The 25736-nt window shown below is 63.6% G+C and carries 25 protein-coding genes; 14 read left to right on the forward strand and 11 right to left on the reverse strand.

Going from position 1 to position 25736, the window contains the following annotated elements; genetic code table 11:
- Positions 1 to 750: an electron transfer flavoprotein subunit beta/FixA family protein gene (locus AADV58_RS13045; protein WP_341743394.1), complete on the reverse strand. Its 750-nt coding sequence runs from the start codon at positions 748 to 750 to the stop codon at positions 1 to 3.
- 113 nt (positions 751 to 863) lie between these two features.
- On the opposite strand from AADV58_RS13045, the gene AADV58_RS13050 reads away from it, so the two are divergent.
- Complete coding sequence (locus tag AADV58_RS13050) at positions 864 to 1487, forward strand: TetR/AcrR family transcriptional regulator (protein ID WP_341743395.1); 624 nt, start codon at positions 864 to 866, stop codon at positions 1485 to 1487.
- A 7-nt stretch (positions 1488 to 1494) separates the two neighbouring features.
- Here the strand turns inward: AADV58_RS13050 and ppx are convergent, their stop codons facing one another.
- From ppx to AADV58_RS13070, 4 genes are all read right to left on the reverse strand, one after another.
- The gene (gene ppx, locus AADV58_RS13055) at positions 1495 to 2982 is read right to left on the reverse strand and encodes an exopolyphosphatase (RefSeq protein ID WP_341743396.1); all 1488 of its coding nucleotides are present in this window, start codon (positions 2980 to 2982) and stop codon (positions 1495 to 1497) included.
- Positions 2983 to 3113: 131 nt separating this feature from the next.
- Entirely contained in the window at positions 3114 to 5006 is a 1893-nt protein-coding gene (locus AADV58_RS13060; RefSeq protein ID WP_341743397.1) for a propionate--CoA ligase, read from the reverse strand.
- A 50-nt stretch (positions 5007 to 5056) separates the two neighbouring features.
- Positions 5057 to 6172, reverse strand: a complete 1116-nt coding sequence (locus AADV58_RS13065; RefSeq protein ID WP_341743398.1) for a GGDEF domain-containing response regulator — start codon at positions 6170 to 6172, stop codon at positions 5057 to 5059.
- A gap of 1 nt (position 6173) precedes the next feature.
- Positions 6174 to 7169: an oxidoreductase gene (locus AADV58_RS13070; RefSeq protein ID WP_028995337.1), complete on the reverse strand. Its 996-nt coding sequence runs from the start codon at positions 7167 to 7169 to the stop codon at positions 6174 to 6176.
- A gap of 138 nt (positions 7170 to 7307) precedes the next feature.
- Between AADV58_RS13070 and AADV58_RS13075 the strand changes: the two genes are divergently transcribed.
- From AADV58_RS13075 to AADV58_RS13085, 3 genes are all read left to right on the forward strand, one after another.
- Complete coding sequence (locus AADV58_RS13075; RefSeq protein ID WP_341743399.1) at positions 7308 to 7817, forward strand: C40 family peptidase; 510 nt, start codon at positions 7308 to 7310, stop codon at positions 7815 to 7817.
- Positions 7818 to 7945: 128 nt separating this feature from the next.
- The gene (locus AADV58_RS13080) at positions 7946 to 8962 is read left to right on the forward strand and encodes a Fe(3+) ABC transporter substrate-binding protein (RefSeq protein ID WP_028995339.1); all 1017 of its coding nucleotides are present in this window, start codon (positions 7946 to 7948) and stop codon (positions 8960 to 8962) included.
- A 74-nt stretch (positions 8963 to 9036) separates the two neighbouring features.
- Positions 9037 to 9666, forward strand: coding sequence for an ankyrin repeat domain-containing protein (locus tag AADV58_RS13085; RefSeq protein WP_341743400.1), 630 nt, complete (start codon positions 9037 to 9039; stop codon positions 9664 to 9666).
- Here AADV58_RS13085 and AADV58_RS13090 read toward each other — a convergent pair.
- Positions 9663 to 11306: an iron ABC transporter permease gene (locus tag AADV58_RS13090; RefSeq protein ID WP_341743401.1), complete on the reverse strand. Its 1644-nt coding sequence runs from the start codon at positions 11304 to 11306 to the stop codon at positions 9663 to 9665. The two genes, AADV58_RS13085 and AADV58_RS13090, sit on opposite strands and share 4 nt — an antisense overlap.
- A 24-nt stretch (positions 11307 to 11330) precedes the next feature.
- On the opposite strand from AADV58_RS13090, the gene AADV58_RS13095 reads away from it, so the two are divergent.
- The 7 genes from AADV58_RS13095 to AADV58_RS13125 all read left to right on the forward strand — a co-directional run bounded on the left by AADV58_RS13095 (position 11331) and on the right by AADV58_RS13125 (position 17274).
- Positions 11331 to 12476 (forward strand): ABC transporter ATP-binding protein, encoded by a 1146-nt coding sequence (locus AADV58_RS13095; RefSeq protein WP_341743402.1) that lies wholly within the window; start codon positions 11331 to 11333, stop codon positions 12474 to 12476.
- A gap of 10 nt (positions 12477 to 12486) precedes the next feature.
- The gene (gene aat, locus AADV58_RS13100; RefSeq protein WP_341743403.1) at positions 12487 to 13185 is read left to right on the forward strand and encodes a leucyl/phenylalanyl-tRNA--protein transferase; all 699 of its coding nucleotides are present in this window, start codon (positions 12487 to 12489) and stop codon (positions 13183 to 13185) included.
- A gap of 5 nt (positions 13186 to 13190) precedes the next feature.
- Entirely contained in the window at positions 13191 to 13937 is a 747-nt protein-coding gene (locus AADV58_RS13105) for an arginyltransferase (RefSeq protein WP_341743404.1), read from the forward strand.
- Positions 13938 to 13987: 50 nt separating this feature from the next.
- Positions 13988 to 15283, forward strand: coding sequence for an EAL and HDOD domain-containing protein (locus AADV58_RS13110; RefSeq protein ID WP_341743405.1), 1296 nt, complete (start codon positions 13988 to 13990; stop codon positions 15281 to 15283).
- Positions 15284 to 15356: 73 nt separating this feature from the next.
- Positions 15357 to 15950 carry a LemA family protein gene (locus AADV58_RS13115; protein ID WP_341743406.1) on the forward strand — a complete coding sequence of 198 codons (594 nt, stop codon included), beginning with the start codon at positions 15357 to 15359 and terminating at the stop codon, positions 15948 to 15950.
- 3 nt (positions 15951 to 15953) lie between these two features.
- Positions 15954 to 16772, forward strand: a complete 819-nt coding sequence (locus AADV58_RS13120; protein WP_341743407.1) for a YgcG family protein — start codon at positions 15954 to 15956, stop codon at positions 16770 to 16772.
- A gap of 1 nt (position 16773) precedes the next feature.
- The gene (locus tag AADV58_RS13125; RefSeq protein ID WP_028995346.1) at positions 16774 to 17274 is read left to right on the forward strand and encodes a TPM domain-containing protein; all 501 of its coding nucleotides are present in this window, start codon (positions 16774 to 16776) and stop codon (positions 17272 to 17274) included.
- Here the strand turns inward: AADV58_RS13125 and AADV58_RS13130 are convergent, their stop codons facing one another.
- From AADV58_RS13130 to AADV58_RS13145, 4 genes are read right to left on the reverse strand one after another with little or no spacing between them, the layout of a single operon-like run.
- Entirely contained in the window at positions 17275 to 18495 is a 1221-nt protein-coding gene (locus AADV58_RS13130) for an ABC transporter permease (protein WP_028995347.1), read from the reverse strand. It abuts the gene before it with no gap.
- On the reverse strand, positions 18492 to 19190 hold the full coding sequence (locus AADV58_RS13135) for an ABC transporter ATP-binding protein (protein WP_341743408.1): 699 nt from the start codon (positions 19188 to 19190) through the stop codon (positions 18492 to 18494). The genes AADV58_RS13130 and AADV58_RS13135 overlap by 4 nt, the downstream gene beginning before the upstream one ends.
- Complete coding sequence (locus AADV58_RS13140) at positions 19190 to 20386, reverse strand: efflux RND transporter periplasmic adaptor subunit (protein ID WP_341743409.1); 1197 nt, start codon at positions 20384 to 20386, stop codon at positions 19190 to 19192. Before AADV58_RS13140 ends, AADV58_RS13135 begins: the two co-directional genes overlap by 1 nt.
- A 2-nt stretch (positions 20387 to 20388) precedes the next feature.
- Positions 20389 to 21777 (reverse strand): TolC family protein, encoded by a 1389-nt coding sequence (locus AADV58_RS13145; RefSeq protein WP_341743410.1) that lies wholly within the window; start codon positions 21775 to 21777, stop codon positions 20389 to 20391.
- Positions 21778 to 21857: 80 nt separating this feature from the next.
- Here AADV58_RS13145 and AADV58_RS13150 point away from each other — a divergent pair, with 80 nt between their 5' ends.
- From AADV58_RS13150 to AADV58_RS13160, 3 genes are all read left to right on the forward strand, one after another.
- The gene (locus tag AADV58_RS13150) at positions 21858 to 22574 is read left to right on the forward strand and encodes an AzlC family ABC transporter permease (RefSeq protein ID WP_341743411.1); all 717 of its coding nucleotides are present in this window, start codon (positions 21858 to 21860) and stop codon (positions 22572 to 22574) included.
- Positions 22571 to 22891, forward strand: a complete 321-nt coding sequence (locus AADV58_RS13155) for an AzlD domain-containing protein (RefSeq protein ID WP_341743412.1) — start codon at positions 22571 to 22573, stop codon at positions 22889 to 22891. Before AADV58_RS13150 ends, AADV58_RS13155 begins: the two co-directional genes overlap by 4 nt.
- A 77-nt stretch (positions 22892 to 22968) precedes the next feature.
- Positions 22969 to 25179, forward strand: coding sequence for an OsmC domain/YcaO domain-containing protein (locus AADV58_RS13160; protein WP_341743413.1), 2211 nt, complete (start codon positions 22969 to 22971; stop codon positions 25177 to 25179).
- 104 nt (positions 25180 to 25283) lie between these two features.
- Here AADV58_RS13160 and AADV58_RS13165 read toward each other — a convergent pair whose 3' ends face one another.
- Positions 25284 to 25700, reverse strand: coding sequence for an ester cyclase (locus tag AADV58_RS13165; RefSeq protein ID WP_028995354.1), 417 nt, complete (start codon positions 25698 to 25700; stop codon positions 25284 to 25286).
- Positions 25701 to 25736: the final 36 nt, after the last annotated feature.

Genomic DNA, 25736 nt, shown 5'->3' on the forward strand with positions numbered 1-25736 from the left:
TCAGATCACCTTCGCTTCGTTCTTGAGTTTGTTCACCAGTTCGGCCACATCGGCCACCTTGATACCCGCCGAGCGCTTGGCCGGCTCTGCCACCTTGAGGGTCTTCAGGCGCGGCGCCACGTCGACGCCCAGGTCTTCCGGCTTGACCGTGTCGAGCGGCTTCTTCTTGGCCTTCATGATGTTCGGCAGCGTCGCGTAGCGCGGCTCGTTCAGGCGCAGATCGGTGGTCACAACCGCCGGCAGGGCAAACTGCAGGGTTTCCAGACCGCCGTCGATTTCACGGGTGACCGTGGCCTTGCCGTCGGCAACAACGACCTTCGAGGCAAAGGTAGCCTGCGGCCAGCCGGCCAGCGCAGCCAGCATCTGGCCGGTCTGGTTGGCGTCGTCGTCAATGGCCTGCTTGCCGCACACCACCAGTTGCGGCTGCTCCTTGTCGCACAGCGCCTTGAGCAGCTTGGCGACCGCCAGCGGCTGCAACTCGACATCGGTTTCGACGAGGATGCCGCGATCGGCGCCGATGGCCATCGCAGTACGCAGGGTTTCCTGGCAGGCCGCCGGGCCGCAGGAAATGGCGATGACCTCGGTGGCAATACCGGCTTCCTTGAGACGAACCGCTTCTTCAACGGCGATTTCGTCGAACGGGTTCATGCTCATCTTGACGTTGGCCAGATCGACACCGCTGCCATCCGCCTTGACCCGGACCTTGACGTTGTAGTCCACCACCCGTTTGACGGGAACGAGAATTTTCACTGGCATCTCCTTTATCGGTCAGTAGTGTTATCAGAATTGTCGCTGTTTGACAGACGACCTGGCAAACCGCACAATCACCATACTGTGTCGTATGGAAAAGCATACGGTAGCGTATGGAAAATAAACCTGTCAAGTCCCCCACCCGAAACCGGCGTACCGCAACTGGCGCCAAGCCTGCCGGCAGCCGCACCCAGCTCGATCCGACGCGCTGGGTGGACGTCGCCATCGACCTGCTTGCCCGCGAGGGTATCGCCGGTCTGCGCGTCGAAGTTCTGGCCAAGCGTTGCGGGGTGACCAAGGGCAGTTTCTACTGGCATTTCAAGGATCGTCAGGCGCTACTCGACGCCGTGCTGGAGCGCTGGCGCGAAGGCCGCATCCGCGACATCGAGAAAACCACCAGCGTACTCCCCGGCAAGGAGCTGGAGCAACTCCATTACGCCATCGAGGTTTATGGCGCCAGCCGCAACCGCAAGGGCATGTCGATCGAACTGGCGGTGCGTGACTGGGCCCGTCACGACGCACGCGCTGCCGCCGTGGTCGAGTCGGTCGATCTTTACCGCCTGGAATGCACGCGCCGGCTGTTCGTCGCTTCCGGCATGAGCGACGCCGACGCCAAGAGCCGCAGCCTGCTGCTCTATGCCTGCGTGTTCGGGCTGTCGCTGATGCACTACAGCCATTTCGACGACCGCCTCGACGATCTCAAGCAACGGATCGCCGAGCGCATCGTCGCCCGCTGAGGACCACTTATTTGCGGGAGCGGACCAGGAACTCGCGTCCGATCTGCTTCCAGACCACCGTTTCCTCGCCCAGGGCGGCGGCCGTCCAGGGATTTCCGGCCAACCAGGCATCGGGCAGTTCCAGCAGATAACCGCGCTCGGTGGTGGACACGCGCCAGGCCGGCAGCGCGCGGTCATCGCGTGTGCGGTGCAGCGAAACCGCCAGCCGCAGGCAGAAGACCAGGCGCCAGATGCTGTCCTCGGCCGGCACCGACCCCAGTTTTTCCAGCTTGCCCCGGTGACCGAGCACCAGCATCGCCAGGCGCGCCTGCTCCTTCTTCGAGAAACCTGGCATGTCCGCGTAGGTCAGGATGTAGGCGCCATGCTTGTGGTAGGCGTTGTGGGCAACGGAAATGCCGATCTCGTGCAGGCGGCAGGCCCACGACAGGTACTGCAGGTCATTTTCATCGGGCGTCCCGCCTGACAACTGGGTCAGCGCGGAAAGCGCTGTCGCCTCGACACGGTCGACCTGATCGCGTTCGACCTGGTAGCGCTTGCGGAAACTCTTGACCGTGGAATCGCGCATGTCGTGATGGTGGAAACGCCCGAGCAGGTCGTACAGCACGCCAAGGCGCAAGGCGCCGTCGGCATAGGTCATGCGTTCGATGTCCAGCTCCTCGAATACCGCCGCCATGATGGCGATACCGCCGGGCAGAACCGGCAGACGGTCACCCTTGACGCCGCGCAGTTCAAGCGCATCGGCCGAACCCGCCTTGACCATCAGCGAACACAGACGCTCCAGCCCGGCCCGGGTGATGCCGCTCTCGCCGCCCGGATTCATGTCGTTCATCTCGAGGATGTCGGCAATGGCGCGCGCCGACCCCGACGAACCAACGGCTTCCTTCCAGCCAAAGCGCTGGTAATCGTGGGCGATCAATTCGATTTCCTTGGCTGCGGCGACCTGCGCCTCGCGCAGGCGACGCTTGTCGACCTTGCCACCGGGGAAGTAGCGCATGGTGAAACTGACGCAGCCCATGTACAGGGATTCCATCAACTGCGGATCATGCCGCTTGCCAATGATGAATTCCGTGGAACCGCCGCCGATGTCGACGACCAGCCGCTTGTGTCCTGCCGTCGGCAGGGAATGCGAGGCGCCGAGGTAAATCAGACGAGCTTCTTCGCGGCCGGCGATGACTTCGATGGGAAAACCCAGAGCCTCTTCTGCCCGGGGCAGAAAGGAGGAAACGTTCTTGGCCACCCGCAAGGTATTGGTAGCAACAGCGCGCACTGCGGCACGGTCGAGGCCGCGCAGACGCTCACCGAAAAGGCGCAGGGCGGACAGGGCCCGCTCCTGGGATTCAACATCGAGCATTTTCTCGGCAGTCAGGCCGGAAGCCAGTCGGACCGGTTCCTTGAGTGCATCGAGCGGGTAGATCTGGTCATCGACGACACGTCCAACCTGGAGACGGAAACTGTTGGAACCCAGGTCGACCGCAGCTACTGTTTCATAAATCATTGCTCGTCATCATCACTAAGATCAGGCAGCCGATGATTTTAGCACCCCAGTCATCGCCTTATTGTTACAAGGCGTCACATAAAAAAACCCCGCCGATTCCAAGCGGCGGGGTTTTGCGGACAGGAAAACGATCAGCCAGCCAGCAGCTTCTTGATGTTTTCCAGCGTGGACGGGTCTTCGATCGTCGTCAGATCGCCCGGATCGCGGCCTTCGGCCAGTGCCTGCAGCGAACGACGCAGCATCTTGCCGGAACGCGTCTTCGGCAGGCCGGTAACGAAATGCACGCGGGCCGGACGACCGATGGCGCCCAGGATGCCGTCCACCGTGGCGAACACTTCCTTTTCCAGCGCCTTGACCATCTCAGGCGTTGCCACCTTGCTGGCATCCTTGACCACGGCAAACGCCATCGGCACCTGGCCCTTGAGCTTGTCCTCGATGCCGACCACGGCCACTTCGGCGATAGCCGGGTGATTCTGCACGGCTTCCTCGATTTCACGGGTGCCCAGACGGTGACCGGCAACGTTGATCACGTCGTCGGTACGGCCGAGGATGGTGAAGTAACCGTCTTCGTCCTTGATCGCCCAGTCGTAGGAGGAGTAAACCAGCGGCTCCTTGAACAGCGTGAAGTAGGTGCTGACGAAGCGATCGTCCTGCCCCCAGACGGTGGACAGGCAGCCCGGCGGCAGCGGCGGGATGACCGCGGCGATACCCTTCTCGTTGGCGCCGCACTCGGAACCGTCCTCGCGGAAGATCTTGAGGTTGTAGCCGTAGACCGGGAAGCTCGGCGAACCGAACTTGATCGGCGTCTTTTCGACACCGTGCAGCGCGGCCAGCATCGGCCAGCCGGTTTCGGTCTGCCAGTAGTTATCGATGACCGGACGGCCCAGTTCGTTCTGGAACCACTCGTGCGTCGGCTGGTCGAGCGGCTCGCCGGCCATGAACACATGCTTGAGCGACGACAGGTCGTATTTGTGCATGTAGGCCGGATCCTGCTTCTTCAGCACGCGGGCGGCGGTCGGCGCCGAGAACATCACCGAGACCTTGTACTTCTCGACGATCTGCCACCAGATGCCCGGATCGGGGCGCAGCGGCGTACCTTCGTACATGATCGTGGCCATGCCGGCGATCAGCGGACCGTAGATGATGTAGGAGTGACCGACGACCCAGCCGATGTCCGAGGTCGAGAAATAGGTTTCACCCTCGTTGCCGCAATAGATGTGCTTCATCGACGAAGCCAGGGCCACGGCGTAACCGCCGGTATCACGCTGCACGCCCTTTGGCTTGCCGGTGGTACCGGAGGTGTAGAGGATGTAGGACGGCTCGGACGATTCCAGCCATTCACACTCGACGCGGGCATTCAGATTCTGCTCGCGCAGCGTGGCGTAATCGACGTCACGCCCGGCAACCTTGTTGAATCCCTTGTCCAGGCCGCGATCGACCATCAGCACATGGGCCGGCTTGTGTTCGGCAATCTCGATGGCTTCGTCGAGCAGGTGCTTGTACGGCACGGCCTTGCCGCCGCGCATGCCGGCATCGCTGGAAACGATCAGCGCCGGCTTGGCATCGTCGATGCGGGTGGCCAACGAGCCGGAAGCAAAACCGCCGAACACCACCGAGTGGATGGCGCCGATGCGGGCTGCCGCGAACATTGCGAAGGCTGCCTGCGGAATCATCGGCATGTAGATCAGGACGCGGTCACCCTTCTTGACACCGAGACCCTTGTAGATCGCTGCCATGCGCTCGACTTCGGTCTGCAACTCGGCGAAGGAATAAATCTTCTCCTCGTCGGTTTCGGTCGACACGAAGATCAGCGCATTGTCGTTCGGACGCTTGGCCGCATGGCGGTCAATGGCGTTGTGGCATAGATTGGTCTTGCCACCAACGAACCATTTGGCAAACGGCGGACGCGAGAAATCGCAGACCTGGGTGAACGGTTCCTTCCAGTCGATGAGCTGGGCCTGCTCGGTCCAGAACGCATCCGGTTGCTCGATCGAATACTGGTGAAACTCCTTGTAAGTCGCCATATAACTCCCTCTAGCTAGTGGTTTCCTGCACATCAAAACAAAAGAACGGATTATTTTTTGGCCTTTGCCCGTTCGCTCAAATAACACTCGATCTGCTCGATTGGCAGATCCAGGCCCATTTCCTTTTCCATCAGCGCCAGCAAGGGCGTCAGTTGCCCAAGCAGGGCGTCCAGATGCGCCATGACCGGCCCCGGACGATTGGCACGCAACAGTTCGAGTGCGTGCTGCAGCGAAATCGGCCGCGTTGCCGGCAAGCTGCCACCGGCCTCGGTACGATTGCCGCCGGCCTGCATCGCCTGCAGCATGCGCTGTTCGGCCAGTTCGAGCAGCGCGCCGGCTGAACTGACCAGATCGGTCGGCACGCTGGCCAGACCGATGCTCACCGTCAACCCCAGCGACTGCCCCTGCACAGAGAGCCGCGACGCCTCGACCGCCTGACGGACGCGCTCGGCGAAACTGACACAGTAGTTCGCCGCCGTCCCCGGCGACACCACCGCAAAACGCCCGTCGGCAATATGGCCAAGGCTGTCTTCCTGGCGCATCTTGCTGCCCAGCATCTTGGCGAAACGGTTGCCGACTTCCTCAGCCAGCGCCGGCCCGAGCTTGTGCGTGAGCACCTCGTAACCGTCAAAACCGAGCACCATCAGGCTGACGTCAATGCCATGCCGCGCCGAATGCGACAGCGCCTGCGCCGCCTGCAGTTCCAGATACTTGCGGGTGAACAGCCCGGTCGCCGGGTTCTGCACCATCTGCTCGCGACCGGAATCGAGATTTTCCTGCGCCTGCTGCAAGGCCAGCAGGTTGCCAAGCCGGGTCAGGACCTCGATCGCGCCGCTACCCTTGGTGATGAAATCCGAAGCCCCCAGGCCGCGCGCCTTGCCGCGCTCCTCCTCGGTCTCCTCACCGGAAACCAGGATGAACGGCATTTGCTGCAGGCGACGCAGACGTGAGGTGCGCAGGCGTTCCAGCAACTCGTAGCCGTTCATTTTCGGCATCTGCAGGTCCGACACCACGGCCCGGATCGACTGATCGAGCACCAGCGTCTGCCAGGCGGCATCCCCGTCGGCCTCTTCGCGTACCTCGTACTGCGTCTTGATGTGCTGGGCCAGCGAGGCCCGGACGACCTTGGAGTCGTCAACGATCAAGACGCGGGGCAACTCGGCCATCTCAGCCACCGGCCACTTCAACCACGACCCGGCCCTTGGCCCGACCACTGATATATTCATCGAAGGTCGCCGGCAGATCGGCAAAGGGAATCGAGCGGGACATGCGGGCCAGATGCGGCGGCCGCAAATCGCTGGCCAGTCGCTGCCAGACGCCGCTGCGGTAAGGTTCGCGGATGTAACCGGAGTCAATGCCGAGCAATGAGACGCCGCGCAGGATGAACGGCGCGACCGTGGTATTCAGCGACATGCTGGCGGCCAGGCCGATGCTGGCAATGGTGCCGCCCTGCTCCATCGTGCTGGCGATCCAGGCCAGCACATCGCCGCCCAAGTTGTCGACGGCACCGGCCCAGCGGGCCCGGTCGAGCGGACGGATCCGGCTCAGGTCGAGATCCTGGCGCAACATGACTTCTGCCGCCCCCAGACCGCGCAGGTAATCGGCTTCGCTCTCCTTGCCGGTCAGCGCCACGACGCGGTAACCGCGCTGGGCAAGCATATCCACAGCCAGACTGCCGACGCCACCGGTGGCGCCGGTGACGATCACCGGTCCCTTGTCCGGGGTCAGGCCATTTTCTTCCATGCGCACGATGCCGAGTGCCGCAGTAAAACCGGCGGTTCCCAGGGCCATCGCATCGTACAGGCTCAGACCGGCCGGCAGCGGGACCACCCAGTCGGCCGGCACGCGTGCCAGTTCGGCGTAACCGCCGTGATGGGCCACACCGATATCGAAGCTGGTGGCAATCACCGGATCGCCCGGCTGGAAACGCGGATCGGCACTTTCAAGCACGGTACCGGACAGATCGATACCGCCAACACAGGGAAAACGCCGGATGATCTTGCCGGCACCGGTCGCTGCCAGCGCATCCTTGAAATTGATGCTCGAGTAGGCGACCCGGATGACGACTTCGCCTGCGTCGAGGTCAGCGCGCGTCATGTCGACGAAACGATGCCCGACTTTGCCTTCGTGTTCCTCAATCAGCAATGCCTTGAAGGAATCCATTGTGTTGTGCTCCTCACTTCTCAGGGTTCAAATTGTATTCATAATTACGGATTATGAACATAGTTCCACCGTCACCAGCCGAGGCTGATCGCGTTCGAGACTTTACAGGGCGGAAAATTTCAAATAGATTAAGCGCCCATGAAATCCGGCTTAGCCCCTCTCCTGCTCGCCGCCTGTCTGGCCTTGAACGTTCAGACGGCTGTTTACGCCAGCGAAACGACGCGCCAGCAGGAGGCGCCGATGTCCTTGTTCGAACGTTACACCAACGCTACGCAGGATGTCATCCTTGAAGGCCTGAAGCTGGTTGGCGTGCGTTACAAGATGGGCGGCAACAGCATTGAGGCCGGACTGGACTGCAGCAGTTTCGTGCAAACCGTGTTCAAGGAAAGCATCGGCGCCTACCTGCCGCGCACGGCCCGCGAACAAAGTCAGGTTGGCGAACAGGTGGATTTGAGCCAGTTGAAACCGGGCGATCTGGTGTTCTTCAACACCATGCGCCGTGCCTTCTCGCACGTTGGCATCTATCTTGGCGACAACCACTTCCTGCACGCACCACGCGCCGGTGCCGAAGTCCGTGTCGAGAACATGAACAACAGCTACTGGATGACCCGCTTCAACGGCGCTCGCCGGATCATCGAAGCCCAGTAAGCAGGCCTAGACAAACGACCTTCGGGTCGTTTTTTTTCGCCAAAACACAATAACAGTTCTCATTAACCAAAAAAACCAATACAATGAAAACGAACCATTCTCATATCGTTTAATCTCAGGAGCTGTACATGAAAACGAAAGCCACGCTCGCCGCGCTGACCCTTGTTGCCGCGTTCCAGCCAGCCATCGCTCAGGAAAAGGTGCTCAATCTGTATTCGGCACGCCACTACCAGACCGACGAAGCCCTCTATGCCGACTTCACCAAGCAGACCGGCATCAAGATCAATCGCATCGAAGGCAAGGAAGAGGAACTCCTCGAGCGTATCCGCAACGAAGGCGCCAACAGCCCGGCTGACGTGTTGCTGACGGTTGACGCGTCGCGCCTGGCCAAGGCCCGCGAACTGGGATTGTTCGCCCCGCTCAAGTCCAAAGTGCTGGAGAGCCGTATTCCGGCCCACCTGCGCACCGACGAATGGGCTTCGTTCTCGACCCGTGCCCGCGTCATTGTGTACAACAAGGCCCGCGTCCAGGCTGCTGACGTTCAAAACTACGCCGATCTGGCCAACCCGAAGCTGAAGGGCATGGTCTGCTCGCGCTCGGGCTCGCACCCCTACAATCTCTCGCTGCTGGCTTCGGTCATTGCCCATGAAGGCGAAGCCAAGGCCGAGCAACTGGCCCGCGGCATGGTGGCCAATTTTGCGCGCACCCCGAAGGGCGGCGACACCGACCAGATCAAGGCGGTTGCTGCCGGCGAATGCGGCGTTGCCATCTCCAACAGCTACTACGTGGCACGCCTGATGCGCTCGACCAAGCCCGAAGACCAGAAGGTCATCGACAACATTGGCGTCGTCTGGCCGAACCAGGCCACCACCGGCACCCACATCAACGTTTCCGGCGGCGGCATGCTCAAGCATGCACCGAACAAGGAAGCGGCAATCAAGTTCCTGGAATACCTGGCGTCGGATTCCGCGCAGCGCTACTTTGCCGACGGCAACAACGAATGGCCGGTCGTCGCTTCGGTCAAGGTTGCCAATCCGGCATTGACCAAGCTGGGTGCCTTCAAGGCCGACAATCTTCCGGTCAACAGCCTGGCCATGTACCAGGTCAAGGCCCAGATGATCTTCGATCGCGCCGGCTTCAAATAAGCGCCATTGTCGCAAGACCTCGCCAAAGCGGTTGGCTTCCCCTAAAATCTCCCCCACTTGCAGGGAAGGAAACCATGGGATCCAACAGCTTTGGCGCCAGCCCACTCATTGAAGCAATCCGGGCAAACAGTCTGCCCCGGGTTATCGCCGCCCTAGAGGATGGCGGAGATGTCGAAGAAAAAGACATCCACGGCTATGCCGGATTACCGCTGCGAACCGCCTGCTTTTCCGGCAATGTTCCGATCATCCGCGAACTGCTCAAGCACGGCGCCGACGTCAACGCCCCGACGGCCGACGGGCCGGGCGCCCCGCTCCGGGCCGCCATGCGCGCCAACAATACCGAGATCGTCGCCCTGCTGCTGTCCCACGACGCCCAGATTCCTTTCGGCCTGGAAATCCCGATGGCGGTATATGAGCGCGCCAAGGAACTGACGGCCGGCAACACCGAATCACTTGACGTTCCCATGCTGGAATTCGAGCGGCACGACGTACCTGACGCTGCTTCGACTCCAGCCAGCGAAAAAAATAGTGCCAAGGCATTTCACGACAACGTGATCGACTTCTCTCCCGCCGAACAAAATATCGAGGAAGTCGACTTACGCGGCGTCTACGGCGTGGATACCAGTGTCCTGACTCTTGATTTCGAGCGCGCCAGCGGCGCCTGGGAAAAGGTCGAAGGCGTCGGCAAGAAAGAGGCGACCTAGCCCCGGCGCGACGCCGTAATCTGCCGCGACAGCAGGATCAGCGGCAGCAAGCCGACGACCACGATGGCCAGCGAAGCGGTCGATGCTTCGGCCAGCCGCTCGTCGGACGCCAGCGTATAAGCCTGGGTGGCCAGGGTATCGAAATTGAAGGGGCGCATGACCAGCGTCGCCGGCAATTCCTTCATCACATCGACAAAAACCAGCAGGCCGGCGGTCAGCAGGCTCCCGCGCAGCAAGGGCGCATGCACGCGCCCCAGGGTGGCCGCCTGGCCCAGGCCCAGGCTGCGTGCGGCGTCGTCCATGCTCGGCGTGATCTTGGCCAGGCTGGATTCGACGGAGTGCAAGGCCACCGCCAGGAAACGCACCAGATATGCGTAAATCAGCGCGGCGATGCCGCCAGTCAGCAGCAGGCCGGGGTTGTTGCCGAACCACAACTCCCACTGTCCGGCCAGCCAGTGGTCGAGGCGGGTCACGGGAATCAGCACGCCGACGGCAATAACCGCACCTGGCACCGCGTAGCCGAGGCCAACGAGACGGTTCAGGCCCGCCGCCACGCTCGACTTCGAAAGGCGTGCGCCATAGGCGAGCAACAGGGCGATCAAGACGGCGATCAGCGCCGTCGTGCCGGCCAGCAGGAAGCTGTTGCGCGACAGCATAAGGAAGCGCTCGCCGAACTGCGCATCGCCGTCGGTCAAGGCCATTTTCAGCAACAGCAGCGCCGGCAGGACGAATCCAATCAACAGGGGTAAAGCGCAGGCCAGCACCGCCGCCAGCGCCGGCAGGCCGCGCAATGTCGCGCCAGCCATTGGCCGGTTGCGCCCGGTGGTGTTGTGGTAGCGCGCCCGCCCCCGGGAAATCCGCTCGGCCATCAGCAGGAAAAGCACGAAACCGAGCAGCATGGCCGCCAACTGGGCAGCGGCGACCCGGTCGCCGAGCGAGAACCAGGCGCGGTAGATGCCGGTGGTGAAGGTATTGACCGCAAAATAGGCAACGGTGCCGTAATCGGCCAGCGTTTCCATCAGCGCCAACGCGATGCCGGCGACGATGGCCGGTCGCGCCAACGGCAGCGACACCTTGAAGAAGGCGCTCCGCGAACCCATGCCCAGCGTCCGTGCCGCTTCCAGCATGCCGCTGGCGCGTTCGAGGAAAGCCGTGCGGGCCAGCAGATAGACGTAGGGATAAAGCACGAAAATGAACATCAGCATGGCACCGGGCAAGGTGCGGATGTCCGGGAACCAGTAGTCGCCGTATTGCCAGCCGAACAGCTCGCGCAGCGTGCTTTGCACCGGCCCGACGAACTGCAGGAAATCGGTGTACACGTAGGCCATCACATAGGCCGGCACGGCCAGCGGCAGGACCAGCGCCCATTCGAAGAAACGGCGGCCGGGAAACTCGTGCATTGCCGTCAGCCAGGCCGTCGACACGCCGATGAGGCCGACGCCGATGCCGACGCCCAGGCACAGCAGCAGCGAATTGGCGATGTATTCAGGCAATACGGTCTGCGACAGGTGACTCCAGGTGTCGCTGGTACCGCCGACGAACAGGTTCAGACCGACACTGGCGACCGGCAGGGCGGCCAGCAGGGCCACCGCGATACCGACGATCAGCAGGAAGGGAAATGAGCGCGTGTGCAGGTGCATGAATGCGAATTATAATCGAGCACCATGACACAGCTCGAATTGATTGGCGTAATTCAACGCTACGGCAAGCATACCGTCGTCGACGGGGTCGATTTTCGCCTGGCGCCCGGACAGATTGCCTGCCTGCTCGGCCCGTCCGGCTGCGGCAAGACAACCCTGCTGCGCTGCATTGCCGGTTTCGAGGACATTGCCGGCGGTGAAATCCGCCTGCACGGCCAGACGGTCAGCCGCCCGGACGCCCGGGTCGCCCCCGAGAAGCGCCGGATCGGCATGGTCTTCCAGGATTACGCACTGTTCCCGCATCTCACCGTCGAGGAAAACGTCGCCTTCGGCCTGCCCGACCGGCAAAGCGAAGCCGCTTCGCTGCGCGTGCGCCAGTTGCTCGCCACGGTCGGCCTCGGCGGCCAGGGCAACAAGTATCCGCACGAACTTTCCGGCGGCCAGCAGCAGCGGGTGGCCCTGGCCCGGGCACTGGCCCCGCGCCCCGAGCTGATCCTGCTCGACGAACCCTTCTCCAACCTCGACGTCGGCCTGCGCGAGCGGCTCTCGGTCGAGGTCCGCGAAATCCTCAAGCGCGAAGGCTCGACCGCGATCATGGTCACCCACGACCAGCACGAAGCCTTCGCCATGGCCGACGAGATCGGCATCATGCACAACGGCCGCATCCAGCAATGGGACTCGCCGTACAACCTTTACCACCGTCCAGCCAACCGCTTCGTCGCCGACTTCATCGGTCAGGGCGTGTTGCTCACCGGCACGGTCGGCGAAGGCAATTCGGTGTGCATGGAACTGGGCACGCTGATTTCCGACACGCCGGTCGAGTGCAACGAAAGCTGCTCGCATTGCGAAGACGGCTGCCGTGTGGACATCCTGCTGCGGCCGGACGACATCGTCCACGACGACGCCAGCCCGGTGCAGGCCGAAGTCCTGCACAAGGCCTTCCGTGGCGCCGACATCCTGTACACCCTGCGTCTGAGCAGCGGCAGCGAAGTACTGTCGCTGGTCCCCTCGCACCACAACCACGCATTGGGCGAGAAGATCGGCATCCGCCTCGACGCCGATCACGTGATCGCCTTCAAGAAACACGATGCCTGCGAGGATGATCCGGATTGCGAAATCCGCGTCGAACAAAAGGCCCTCGCCGAGCAGCCGGTAACCTGGCACCGCTGACCGCCGGCAGATGATTCCCTTTCTCGGCCCGCTCGACCCGTTTCCGCCGGTCACCGAGGCGCGCCAGGAAATGAACGGCCTGCTCGCCGTCGGCGGGCGGTTGCTGCCGGATCGCCTGCTCGACGCCTACCGGCGCGGCATTTTCCCCTGGGGCACGGTCGAGGGGCAGGCCCTGTGGTATAGCCCGGACCCGCGCATGGTCCTGTTTCCCGAAAACTTCCGCCTGTCGCGCAGCCTGCGCCGACTGTTGCGCAGCGCTACGCTGACGATCAGTGCCGACCGGGATTTCCCTGCGGTCATTGCGGCCTGCGCGGCAACCCGGCGACGCGGACAGGACGGCACCTGGATCAGTGACGAGATGATGGAAGCCTACATCCGGCTGCATGAACTCGGCTGGGCACATTCGGTCGAAGCCTGGGAAGAAGGCGAACTCGTCGGTGGCTTGTACGGAATGGCCATCGGCCGGATGTTCTACGGCGAGTCGATGTTCTCCCGGCGCGACAATGCCTCGAAGTTCGCCTTCGCCTACCTGATCCGACTGTTACGCGAGCGGGGGTTCGGCATGATCGACTGCCAGATGTACACCGACCACCTGGCCTCGCTCGGGGCGGCGGAAATTCCCCGCAGCGAATTCGTGCAGCGCATGCACACGCTGATCGGCCAGGGCGAACGCAGCGCCTGGCAACTCGCCGCCACCACCGACTGGTAAACGCCATGTCCCAAGCCAACGACGCCGACCTGCCCTTCTCGCTGCTGCAGTTTTACGCGACCTCGCCCTACCCGTGCAGTTATCTGGCGAATCACGAGGCCCGCTCGCAGGTCGCCACGCCGGCCCACCTGATCGACAGCGGCATCTACAGCACCCTGGTCCGCGCCGGTTTCCGGCGCAGCGGCATCTTCACCTACCGCCCGCACTGCGACCAGTGCCAGGCCTGCGTCCCGGTCCGACTACCGGTCGCCGAGTTCACGCCCACGCGCAGCCAGCGCCGCGCCTGGAAACGCCATGCCGACCTGCAGATCCGCGAAATGCCGCTGATTTCGGTGGCCGAGCATTTCGACCTCTACGTCCGCTACCAGGCCAGCCGCCACCCCGGTGGTGGCATGGACGAAGACAGCCACGAGCAATATGCGCAATTCCTGCTGCAAAGCAGCGTCGACACCCGGCTGATCGAATTTTCCGAAAACGACCAGGTACGCATGGTCAGCCTGATCGACGTCCTCGACGACGGCCTGTCGTCGGTCTATACCTTCTTCGACCCGGATGTGCCGGGCGCCAGTTACGGCGTTTTCAACATCCTGTGGCAGATCCAGCAATGTCACGCACTCGGCCTGCCCTGGCTGTACCTCGGCTACTGGATCGCCGACAGCCGGAAAATGTCCTACAAGATCAATTTCCAGCCGATCGAGGGACGCGTCGACGGTCACTGGCGGCGACTCGATCCGGCGCGGGAGATTCCCTAAAAGCTGACGCCAGCCTATGATGCTCTTTTCATCACCAACGGATTGAAAACTTGCAATTCCTCAGGAAACTGTTCGGCCTGCTGCGCCCCGAAACGCCGCCAGCACCGGTGGAGAAACCGCCTGCCCAACCTGCCGCCCCTGGTGCAGCGACGCCTGTCGCCGAACGCATTCTCTTCGTCTGGCAGGAAATGCTCGATGGTCAATCGCAGATTGCCGGCTACCGTCTGCAGGCACGTGCCCTGGACAAGCGCAATGTGATCTCCGGCACCGCAATCCGCGCTGCCTTGCTCGCTGAAAACGTACATCACGCTGGCGGCCAGCGTCCGCTGTTGATTTCCCTGACGGTCGAACAATGGCAGACGGCGGACTTCTCGGAAATCATCGCCCCCCAGACCTTCATCCTGCTCAGTGACCTCGAATCCGACCCGGCACCGCAACAGCGCCTGGCGGAAATCCGGGCCGCCGGTGCCAGGACAGCCATTCACGACGATGCCGCTGGCACAGACAGTGCCGACTGGCCGCTCGACCTGGTGCTGTTTGCCTTTCGCAAGACCGAACTGGCCACGCAGGAAAAACACCTGCAGTCGCTGCGTCAGCGCCCCGGCCTGCTACTGGTCGCCGACGGCGTCGAATCCTGGGCCGAACACCGGCTGTGTCAGCGTATCGGGTTCAAGCTGAGCATCGGCGGTTTCGCCGGCACCCGCGATCAGGAAGCGCCCCCTGGAAAAATCAGCGAGAGCCGCCTGGTCGTTCTCGACATGCTCAACCAGATACGCAGCGACGCCGAACTCGGCGCGCTGGCCGCCACCGCACTGCGCGACCCGGCCGTCGTGGTCAAGTTGCTGGACATGGCCAATTCGCCGCTTTACGGCTTGCCGCGCAAGGTTGCCAGTCTCGAGGAAGCCATCACCCTGCTCGGCCGTGATGCGCTTTACCGCTGGCTGTCGCTGGCCCTGTTCAACATCGAAGGCAACGACGGACGCGACCGCACGCTGCTGGTCCTGGCGCTCTGCCGGGCGGCCTTGCTCGAGGGCCTGGCCACCGGCCACGGCAAGCAGACTGCCGACGAAGCCTTTCTGGTCGGCCTGCTGTCAATTGCCGACAGCCTGCTCGATCGCCCGATGGCCGAAGTCCTCGCCCATATCCATCTGCCGGCAGCGGTCAAGGCCGCCTTGCTGCACAACGAGGGCCACCACGCGCGCTTCCTGCAACTGGCCATCATGCTCGAACGCTGCCGTCTCGATCAGGCCGTGGTGCTTGCCGGCGCCCTGCAACTGTCACCGGCCACCCTGATCGAGAGTTACCGCAAGGCGCTGGGCTGGGCCAGTGCGGTGCTCGACCAGTAAAAACCAAATTTTACGTACGCCCGCCCGACAACTACTACACTAAGCCCATAAAACACTCCGGAGAACCTCTGCCATGCGCCTGCGCCTGCTTACCCTGATCGCCCTACTCGTCACCCTGCTCTCGGGCTGCGGCTACAACCAGATCCAGATCAACGACGAGGGCGTCAACGCCGCCTGGTCGGAAGTGCTCAACCAGTACAAGCGACGCGCCGACCTGGTGCCCAATCTGGTGGCCACGGTCCAGGGCTACGCCGCCCACGAAAAGGAAGTGCTGACCCGGGTCACCGAGGCTCGCGCCAAGGTTGGCGGCATCAACGCCACGCCCGAGCTGGTCAATGACGAAGCCGCCTTCGCCAGGTTCCAGGCCGCGCAATCGGAAATGAGCAGCGCCCTGGCCCGTCTGCTGGTGGTCGCCGAGAACTATCCGCAACTCAAGGCCGACACCAACTTCCGCGACCTCCAGGCCCAGCTCGAAGGCACCGAAAACCGCGTCACCGTCGCCCGCAACCGCTATATCGAGACGGTGCGCGTCTACAACGTCTCGGTACGCACCTTCCCGAACAACCTGACGGCGATGGTCATGGGCTGGAAGCCCAAGGCCAACTTCAGTGTTGAAAACGAACAGGCCATTGCGGACGCTCCCGCCGTTAATTTCAACAACAAGTAAGCGATGTTGCGCTGGCTGCTGCTCTGCCTGTTCGCGCTCCTGCCGGTCACCGGCTGGAGCAGCGGCCCGCTGGCCTTACCGGCCCTGAGCGACCGCGTCGTCGACCTGACCGGCACGCTGTCGGCCGGCGACCGGGCCGGCCTGGTCGAGCGGCTGACCCGGCTGGAACAGGAAAAAGGCGCGCAGATCGCCGTCCTGCTGCTGCCGACCACCGCACCGGAAAGCATCGAGCAGTTCGGCATCCGCCTGGCGGAAAGCTGGAAAATCGGGCGTCAAGGCGTGGACGACGGCGTCATCGTCATCGTCGCCAAAGACGACCGGCGCATGCGTATCGAAGTCGGCTACGGGCTGGAAGGTGCGATTCCCGACGCGATTGCCAAGCGCATCGTCGACGAACAGATGGCGCCGCGTTTCCGTGACGGCGACTTTGCCGGCGGCCTCAGCGCAGCCGTCGACACGCTGGTCCGCGTCATCGACGGCGAAAACCTGCCGCCGCCGAAGGAAAAAAAACCGGAAAGCGCCGGCTTCGACACCGACAGCCTGCTGTTCATCGCCATCTTCGTCGCCAGTGTGGCCCGCGCCCTGTTCGGCCTGGTCGGCGCGCTCGGCATTTCACTGCTGGCCGGTGCGCTGGCCTGGTTCAGTTTCGGTTCGCTGGGCGCCGCCGTGATCGCCGCGCTGATCACCTTCTTTGCCTCCTTCATGCGCGCCGGCAAGGGCGGCTGGCATAGCGGAGGCGGCGGTGGCAGTCGTGGCGGTGGCGGCGGTTTTTCCGGCGGCGGTGGCGGTTTTGGTGGCGGCGGCGCCTCGGGGAGATGGTGAGATGGGACTGTTACGCAAACTCAGACACCTGACCGCGCCGGGCTGGCTGATCAACCGCCATTTCGGCAAGGATGATCTCGACGCCGTCGAAGCCGCCATCGATGCTTCCGAAAAGACCCATCGCGGCGAAATCTGCGTGGTCATCGAAGGCGCCTTGCCCTTTGCCGCGCTCTGGCACGAAGAAGACAGCCGCCAGCGGGCCGCTCGCCTGTTCCTGGAATACGGCGTGAACCAGACGCGCGAGGCGACCGGCATCCTGCTCTACATCCAGTTGCTCGACCACCAGCTGGAAATCCTCGCCGACAGCGGCATCGCCGGGCGCGTGCCGCAAGCCGTGTGGGACGACATCTGCCACGCCACCGAAGCCGATTTCGCCGCCGGTCGCTACCGCGACGGACTGGTCAGCGCCATCGGCCGCATCGGCGCCCTGCTCGCCGAACATTTCCCGGCAGCAGCCGACGACAACCCGAACGAACTCGGCAACCGCCCGCGGCTGCGCTGATCACTGGTAGCGCAGCGCCTCGATCGGATCGAGCCGCGACGCCTTCTGCGCCGGGTACCAGCCGAAGAAGATGCCGACCCCGGCGGCAACGGCAAAGGCCAGCAGCGCCGCCGTCCCGGAAATGACCACGACCATGCCGGTGATGGCGTTGATGCCCAGCGCAATCGCGATGCCCAGCGTCAGGCCAAGCAGGCAGCCGGCGAAGGAAATCATCACCGCTTCGAGCAGGAACTGCAGCAGGATGTCCTTCTGCCGCGCGCCGATGGCCATGCGGATGCCGATTTCGCGGGTGCGCTCGGTGACCGACACCAGCATGATGTTCATGATGCCGATGCCGCCGACGATCAGCGAGATCGAGGCGATGGCGCCGAGCAGGATGGACATGGTCCGCGTCGTTTCCGCTTCCGACTCGGCGGCAGCCGACAGGTTGCGCATGAAGAAGTCGTTGGGCGTGTCGTCGCGCAGGCGATGCCGCTGGCGCAGCAGCGACTCGACATTGCTCATCACCCTTTCCATGCCCTCGGCCGAATCGGCCTGGACCATGATCATCCGCACCGAGCCGACGAAGGGCGTACCAAACACCTTGCGCTGCGCGGTGGACAGCGGAATGATCACGGTATCGTCCTGATCGCGGCCATCGAGATTCTGTCCCTTGGCGGCGAGCACGCCGGTGACGACAAACGGGCTCTGCTGGATGCGCAGCGTCTTGCCGACCGGGTCTTCGTCGCCGAACAGGTTTTCGGCGACGGTCTTGCCGATCACCGCCACCCGCGTTGCCGAACGCACGTCGGAATCGCCGAAACTGCCGCCGCTGGTGAGGCTCCAGGCGCGGGCATCGAGATAGGCCGGCGTCGTGCCGATGACCTGGGTATTCCAGTTCTGCGCGCCATAGACCAGTTGCCGCGAGCCCTGGTGGGTCGGCGCGACGTTGGCAACACCGTCGAGTTCGGCAATCGCCTCGGCATCGGCAACGGTCAGTGTCGGCCCGCCACCGCTGCCGCTGCGCACGCCGGCGCTGGTCGAAAAACCGGAGAGGACGATGAACAGGTTCGAGCCCATGGTGCTGATCGTCTGCTGCACCGCGTACTGCGCCCCCTGGCCGATGGCCAGCATGATGACCACGGCGCCGACGCCGATCACCATGCCGAGCATGGTCAGCGCCGTGCGCAGGCGGTTGGCGCCCATCGCCAGCCAGGCTTCGCCGAGCATCGGGCGGATCATGGTTGTTCTCCGGTGAGGTGGTCGCTGACGATGTGACCGTCGAGGAAGCGCACCTGGCGGCTGGCGTGGGCGGCGATGTCGGGTTCGTGCGTGACCAGTACGATGGTGATGCCGTCCGCGTTCAATTCTCCGAACAGGCGCATGATTTCCTCGCTGGTGTGGCTGTCGAGATTGCCGGTCGGCTCGTCGGCAAGGATCAGGCGCGGCTCGTTAACCAGCGCCCGGGCAATCGCCACGCGCTGCTGCTGACCACCGGAAATGCGGTTGGGCAGCGATTCAGCGTACTGGCCGAGACCGACACGTTCAAGCAGCACACGCGCCCGCGCCCGCCGGGTTTCCTTGTCGACATTGGCGTAGACCAGCGGCAGCGCGACGTTGTCCTGCAGGCTCATGCGCGGCAGCAGGTTGAAGCCCTGGAAGACGAAACCGATGGTCCGGTTGCGCAGTTGGGCCAGGGCGTCCTTGCTCATTTGCGCAACATTCTCGCCGGCCAGGAAGTAGTCGCCGGCACTCGGCGTGTCGAGACAGCCGAGCAGATTCATGAAGGTCGATTTGCCGGAACCGGACGGACCCATGATCGCCACGTACTCGCCCGCCGCAATGTCGAGATCGACACCGCGCAGCGCGGGAAACTCGCCGGCCGCCGTCTGGTAGGACTTGCCCAGACTGGCGACCCGGATGACGGAAGCAGCCATCAGAACATCCGCATGCCGACCGACGACGGCGCCTTGGCCGGCCCGCCGTTTTCACCGACGACGATGCGCGCACCCTCGGCCAGTTCGCCGGAGACCAGCTCGGTATTGCGACTGTCGGTAATGCCCAACTGAACCGGCACGGCCTTCAACTGGCCGCTTTCCAGCACATGCACGGTCGCCCCCTGGCCAGCGCGCGCCCGGCCCTTGGCGCCACCGGCGCCGGCTGACGGCGGCCCGCCGGCGCCCGCTCCGGCCGGCGCCGCCGGAGCACTTTCGGCCGGCTTGAAGCGCAGCGCCGCGTTGGGCACCAGCAGCACATTCTCGCGCTGACGCACACCGATGGTCACGTAGGCGGTCATCCCCGGCAACAAAATCTGGTCGGGATTGGCCACCGAAATCCGCACGTTGTAGGTGACGACGTTCTGCTGCGTCACCGGGTTCAGGCGGATTTGCTGGACCACACCGTCAAACTGGCGATCCGGGAAGGCATCGACCGTGAATTTCGCCTTCTGCCCCTCGCGGATGGCGCCGATGTCGGCTTCGGCAAAGCTGGTATCGATGCGCATCTCCGACAGATCCTGGGCGATCTTGATCAAGGTCGGCGTCTGGAAGCTGGCGGCCACGGTCTGGCCGAGATCAACGACGCGGTCGATGACCACGCCGTCAACCGGCGAGCGGATCACCGTGTAGCCGAGATTGGCCTGGTCGCGCGCATGCTGCGCCTGCGCCTGCGCCAGTTGCGCCCGCGCCGAGCGCAGAACCTGCGCCGCCTGATCGTACTCCTGTTTGGAGACATACTCCTCGGCGAACAGGGCTTTCATCCGCGCTTCGTTGGCCACCGCCAGATCAAGGCTGGCCTGCGCCGAAGTGATGCTGGCGGCGCTTTGGCGAGCGGTGGCCGAGACCAGCGCATCGTCGAGTTCAAGCAGCGCCTGACCGGCCTTCACCTTGTCGTTGAAATCGACGTGCAGCTTGCGCACCGTGCCCGAGACCTGGGTACCGACGCTGACCAGCACCACCGGATTGAGCGTGCCGTTGGCCGACACCGCCTGGGTCACGTTGCCGCGCGCCAGTTCGGCGGTGCGGTAGCGCTTCTCCGGGTCCTGCGCCGCGCGCTGCTTGACGAACCAGTAGCCGCCGCCGGCCAGACTGGCAGCGAGAACAGTCAGGATCAATATTTTTCCGGTCTTCTTCATCTTCATTCCCCGGCTGCCTGCAGCAGCGTGTAGTCGAGCGCGCCCATGCTCTGGGCCAGGGCGGCACGATAGATATTCCAGTCAAGTTCGGCCTGGATGCGCTGGACGCGCGCCTGGGCCAGCGCCGTCTGGGCGCTCAGCAGATCGAGGACGGAACCGACGCCGGCCTTGTAGCGGCCGAGCGCCACACGTTCTGACTGCTCGGCGCTGGCGATCAGGTCGCGCGTCGTCTGCAGCGCTTCGGTAGCCGTGTTCAGGCTGTGATAAGCCTTCCACACATCAAGTGCGACCTGGTTGCGGATGCGGTCGCGCTGGGCCGCGCGGGCTTCCTGCTGGGCCTCGGCGGCACGCACGCGATAGGTGGTGTCGAAACCGGAAAACAAGGGCACGTTCAGGGTCAGCCCGATCGCACCGCTGCGGTTGGTCACGCCGTCGACGCGCTGCCAGTTCGGCCCAGCCGCCAGCGACAGCGTTGGCAAACCCTGCGCCCGTGCCGCCGTCACCGACGCCTCGGCGGCCAGCACCTGGGCTTCGGCGGCCTTCAGGTCCGGGCGACGTTCGATGGCAGCGGCGATCAGCGTATCGAGATCCTTACGGAAGCCGGCATCGCCGCTGACCGGGGACATTTCCGCCAATTGCAGCGGCGTCTGTGCTTGCAGGCCGAGCGCATTGGCCAGACTGCCCAAGGCACTGCGTGCCTCGCCTTCGGCCCGTTGCCGGTTGAGCCGCGCCTGAGAAGCCGCCGTCTGTGCCTGCAGACGCTCGGCCGGCGTACCGGCGCCGACCCGGTAGCGCAATTCGGCCGCGGCCAGGCTTTCCTGCGCCGAGCGTTCGGCCTCAAGCGCCGCCTGCACCGCCGCCCGCGCGGCCTGAGCGCCGTGATAGGTCTGCAAGGCCGACAGGAACAGCGTTTGCACCGTCGCATCGCGGGTCGCCAGCGCGGCGTCGAGCAGGCGCGTTGCGTTGTCGATGCCGGCCGCGCGCTGGCCGCCGTCGAGCAACAGCCACGACAGGCTGAGCGAGGCGCTCTGCTGTGTCAGGTTGCGTGTTTCATTGAAGTTGCGGGTGACACCAGCCCGACCATCCACCGACGGTAACCAGCCCGAGCGGGCAACACCGACCTGCGCCGCCTGGGCCCGCGCGCTCGCCCACTGCTCGCGCGTCTGCGGGTGATTGCACAGGGCCAGGTCGACCGCGTCGAGTGCGCTCAACGGCGCGGCTGGCAGTTGATCGGCACAGGGTAGCTCGCCAACACGGGCGGCCAGCGCATGCGCGCTGCGCAAGGGCAGCATGGCTTCGGTCCGTAGCGGGTCGGTCAGGGTCTGGGCTTGCCCGACACTGCCCGCCAGACCGACCAGGAGCACGCCGAGGTTTCTGAGAAGGATTCGCATGTCCGGCAGTTTAGCCGGCTCCGGGCCGATCAAGCTGTTACAAATTGTTTTCCGGGCGCGCTCTCGCTATCCTGCCGGGCATGTCAGTACCCGTCACCTCTTCCTTCATGCTCGGCGCCCGCGAGGGTTTCGCCGCTTTCCTGCCGGTTTCGGTCGGCCTCGTGCCGTGGGCGCTGGTCATGGGCATGGCGATGTCCAGCCACGGTTTCAGCCCGGTCGAAGCGATGGGCATGAACCTGATCGTCTTCGCCGGTACCGCCCAGCTCGGCACGCTGCCGCTGATCAGTTCCGATGCGCCGCTGTGGCTGATCGTCGTCACCGCGCTGGCGCTCAATCTGCGCTTCGTCATCTTCAGCGCCGCCATCGCCCCCGGTTTTCTCGGAGTTGGCGTCCCCCAGCGCTGGCTGTCCGGCCACCTGCTGACCGACGGCGTCTTCGCCACCTGCGCCGAGCGCATGCTGCAGGTCGACGACCCGCGCTGGCGCCTCGGTTTCTACCTCGCGCCCTCGCTGTGGTCGTGGCTGTTATGGCAGAGCTTCACGCTGATCGGCATCTTCGCCGCCGGCATCGTGCCGGCCAGCTGGTCGCTGGAGTTCATGGCGACCATCGCGCTGATCGTGCTGCTGGTGCCGATGGCACGCATTCCCCCGATGCTGGTCGCCGCACTGGCCGGCGGCGCAGCCGCAACGCTGCTGCGCGACATGCCGCTGCGCCTTGGGACGGTGGCGGCCATCATCATCGGCATTGCCGCCGGCTTCCTCGCCGAACATCTCGAACACAAGCGGCGGCAATCATGAACGACACCAGCCTGTGGGTGATTTTCGTGCTGATCGGCCTGGCCACGACCTTGCCGCGCGCCAGTTTCATCGTTCTCGGCAACCGCGTGCAATTGCCGCCGGTGCTCCAGCGCGCCCTGCGTTATGCGCCCGCCGCCGCCCTTGCCGCCATCGTCGCCCCCGACCTGCTGGTGGTCGATGGCAGCGTCGACGTCATCAACGCCAAGCTCGGTGGCGGCATCGCCGCCGTGGCCGCCGCCCTGCTCTCGCGCAATCCCTGGCTGCCGTTCATCGTCGGCATGGCAGTGCTGCTCGGCCTGCGCCAGCTCGGCGGCTGAGAATCCGTCCCGGCCGCCGGGAAACCCGGATAATGGCGACCGATTCGTTTTGCACGCCATTTTTTGAGACGCCCCGCATGGAAATCAAGGTCAATTTTCTCGACAAGCTTCGTCAGGAAGCCAAATTCGATGACTTCACGGTCATCGCCGATCAGTCGATCCGCTATAAAGGCGACGGCTCGGCGCCGGGGCCATTCGATTACTTCCTGGCCTCGTCGGCCTTGTGCGCGGCCTACTTCGTCAAGCTCTACTGCGACACGCGCAACATCCCGACCGAGCACATCCGCCTGTCGCAGAACAACATCGTCGATCCGGAAAACCGCTACAAGCAGACCTTCAAGATCCAGGTCGAGCTGCCGCCGGACATTTCGGCCAAGGACCGGCTGGGCATTTTGCGCTCGATCGACCGGTGTACCGTAAAAAAGGTGGTGCAGACCGGCCCCGAGTTCATCATCGAGGAAGTCGAGAATCTCGACGCCGACGCGCAGGCGCTGCTGACCCTCAACCCGGACGCCGGCACGCAAACCTTCATCGCCGGCAAGGACTTGCCGCTCGAACAGACCATCGCCAACATGTCCGGCCTGCTCGCCGGGCTGGGCATCAAGATCGAGATCGCCTCCTGGCGCAATCTGGTGCCCAATGTCTGGTCGCTGCACATCCGCGACGCGCATTCGCCGATGTGCTTCACCAACGGCAAGGGCGCGACCAAGGAAAGCGCGCTGGCTTCGGCGCTTGGCGAATACATCGAGCGCCTGAGCTGCAACCATTTCTACAACGACCAGTTCTGGGGCGAGGAATTCGCCAACGCGCCCTTCGTGCATTACCCGAACGAGCGCTGGTTCAAGCCGGGCAAGAAGGATGCCCTGCCCAAGGGCCTGCTCGACGACACCACGCTGGAAATCTACAACCCGGACGGTGAGTTGCGCGCCTCGCACCTGTTCGATACCAATTCCGGCAACACCGAGCGCGGCGTCTGCGCGTTGCCCTACGTGCGCCAGTCGGACGGCGAGACGGTGTATTTCCCGACCAACCTGATCGACAACCTGTTCCTCAGCAACGGCATGAGCGCCGGCAACACGCTGGCGGAAGCACAGGTGCAGTGCCTGTCGGAAATCTTCGAGCGGGCGGTCAAACGCGAAATCCTCGAAGGCGAAATCGCGCTGCCCGACGTGCCGGCCGAGGTGCTGGCCAAATACCCGGGCATCGTCGCCGGCATCGAGGAACTGGAAAAGCAAGGCTTCCCGGTGCTGGTCAAGGATGCCTCGCTCGGCGGCCAGTTCCCGGTGATGTGCGTGACCCTGATGAACCCGCGCACCGGCGGCGTCTTCGCCTCCTTCGGCGCGCATCCCAGCCTGGAAGTCGCGCTCGAACGCAGCCTCACCGAACTGCTTCAGGGGCGCAGCTTCGAAGGTCTCAACGACCTGCCGCGGCCGACCTTCGAGAGCAACGCCGTCACCGAGCCGAACAACTTCGTCGAGCACTTCATCGATTCCAGCGGCGTCGTCTCCTGGCGCTTCTTCAGCGCCCGGGCCGATTACGACTTCGTCGAATGGGATTTCTCCGGCCAGGGCGAAAATTCCAACGCCGACGAAGCCGCCACGCTGTTCGGCATCCTCGCCGAACAGGGCAAGGAGGTTTACGTCGCCGTCTATGACCAGTTGGGCGCCAACGCCTGCCGCATCCTCGTGCCCGGCTACTCGGAAATCTACCCGGTCGACGACCTGATCTGGGACAACACCAACAAGGCGCTGGCCTTCCGCGAGGACATCCTCAACCTGCACCGTCTCGACGACGCCGCTCTGGAGGCTTTGCTGGAACGGCTGGAAGAGAGCGAATTCGACGACTACACCGACATCATCACGCTGATCGGCGTCGAATTCGACGAGAACACCGACTGGGGCCAGCTGACCATCCTCGAACTCAAGCTCCTGATCAACCTCGCGCTGCAGGATTTCGAAGCGGCCAAGGAACAGGTCGAAGCCTACCTGCAGTACAACGAAAACACCGCCGAGCGCGGCCTGTTCTACCAGGCGGTCAATGTGGTGCTGGAAGTGCTGCTCGACGACGCGTTGGAACTGGAAGACTACGAGCCCAACTTCCGCCGCATGTTCGGCAACGAGCGCATGGATGCGGTCATCGGCTCAGTCGATGGCAGCGTGCGCTTCCACGGCCTGACGCCGACCAGCATGAAGCTGGAAGGCCTGGACCGCCACCAGCGACTGCTCGACAGCTACCGCAAGGCGCATGCGGCAAGGGCGAAGGCGGCAGAGCTATGCCTGGGAGGGTGATTCCCGAACGCGAGATGGTGGCGGTTCGGTTGTTGCTATCGTTCAACATCGACGTCGCACCGATTCGATGGATGACGACCGACCCGAAACCGAAATTCGCAGAATTACTGGCTGTTGCGTTCTAGCAGTTGTAACAATCCATGTACATCGCCGAGGACCCACAGGTCGGCGACCAGTCCGTCCCTAAACGAAAAGAGCGCTGCCCCGGCCCACTCGACCTTTTTGCCAGTTGGTTTGAAGCCAAAAAATTCGCCACGGTGGGTGCCTGAAAACCGCATTCGGGCAAAACACTGGTTGCCCTCCGCAACCAAGTCAAGAATGTCGCATTGGTATGCACCAAGGGCCTGATGTACGAAATCGACGTAATCAGCAAACTCGGAATGTCCTGTTTTACTTTGACCGAGAGAGCCTCTGAATGTGAAGTCTGACTGAAGCAGCGAGGGAATTGCCGATTTGTCGTGCTTGTTCCATACATCAGCATAGAACATTTGAACGACAGTCTTGAGTGCGGAATATTCCATGGTGAGTGTCGGAGAATTTCATGAGGGGCATCCATT

Source organism: Azonexus hydrophilus, from assembly GCF_038368255.1.
In the GTDB taxonomy this organism is placed as follows: Bacteria; Pseudomonadota; Gammaproteobacteria; order Burkholderiales; family Rhodocyclaceae; genus Azonexus; species Azonexus hydrophilus.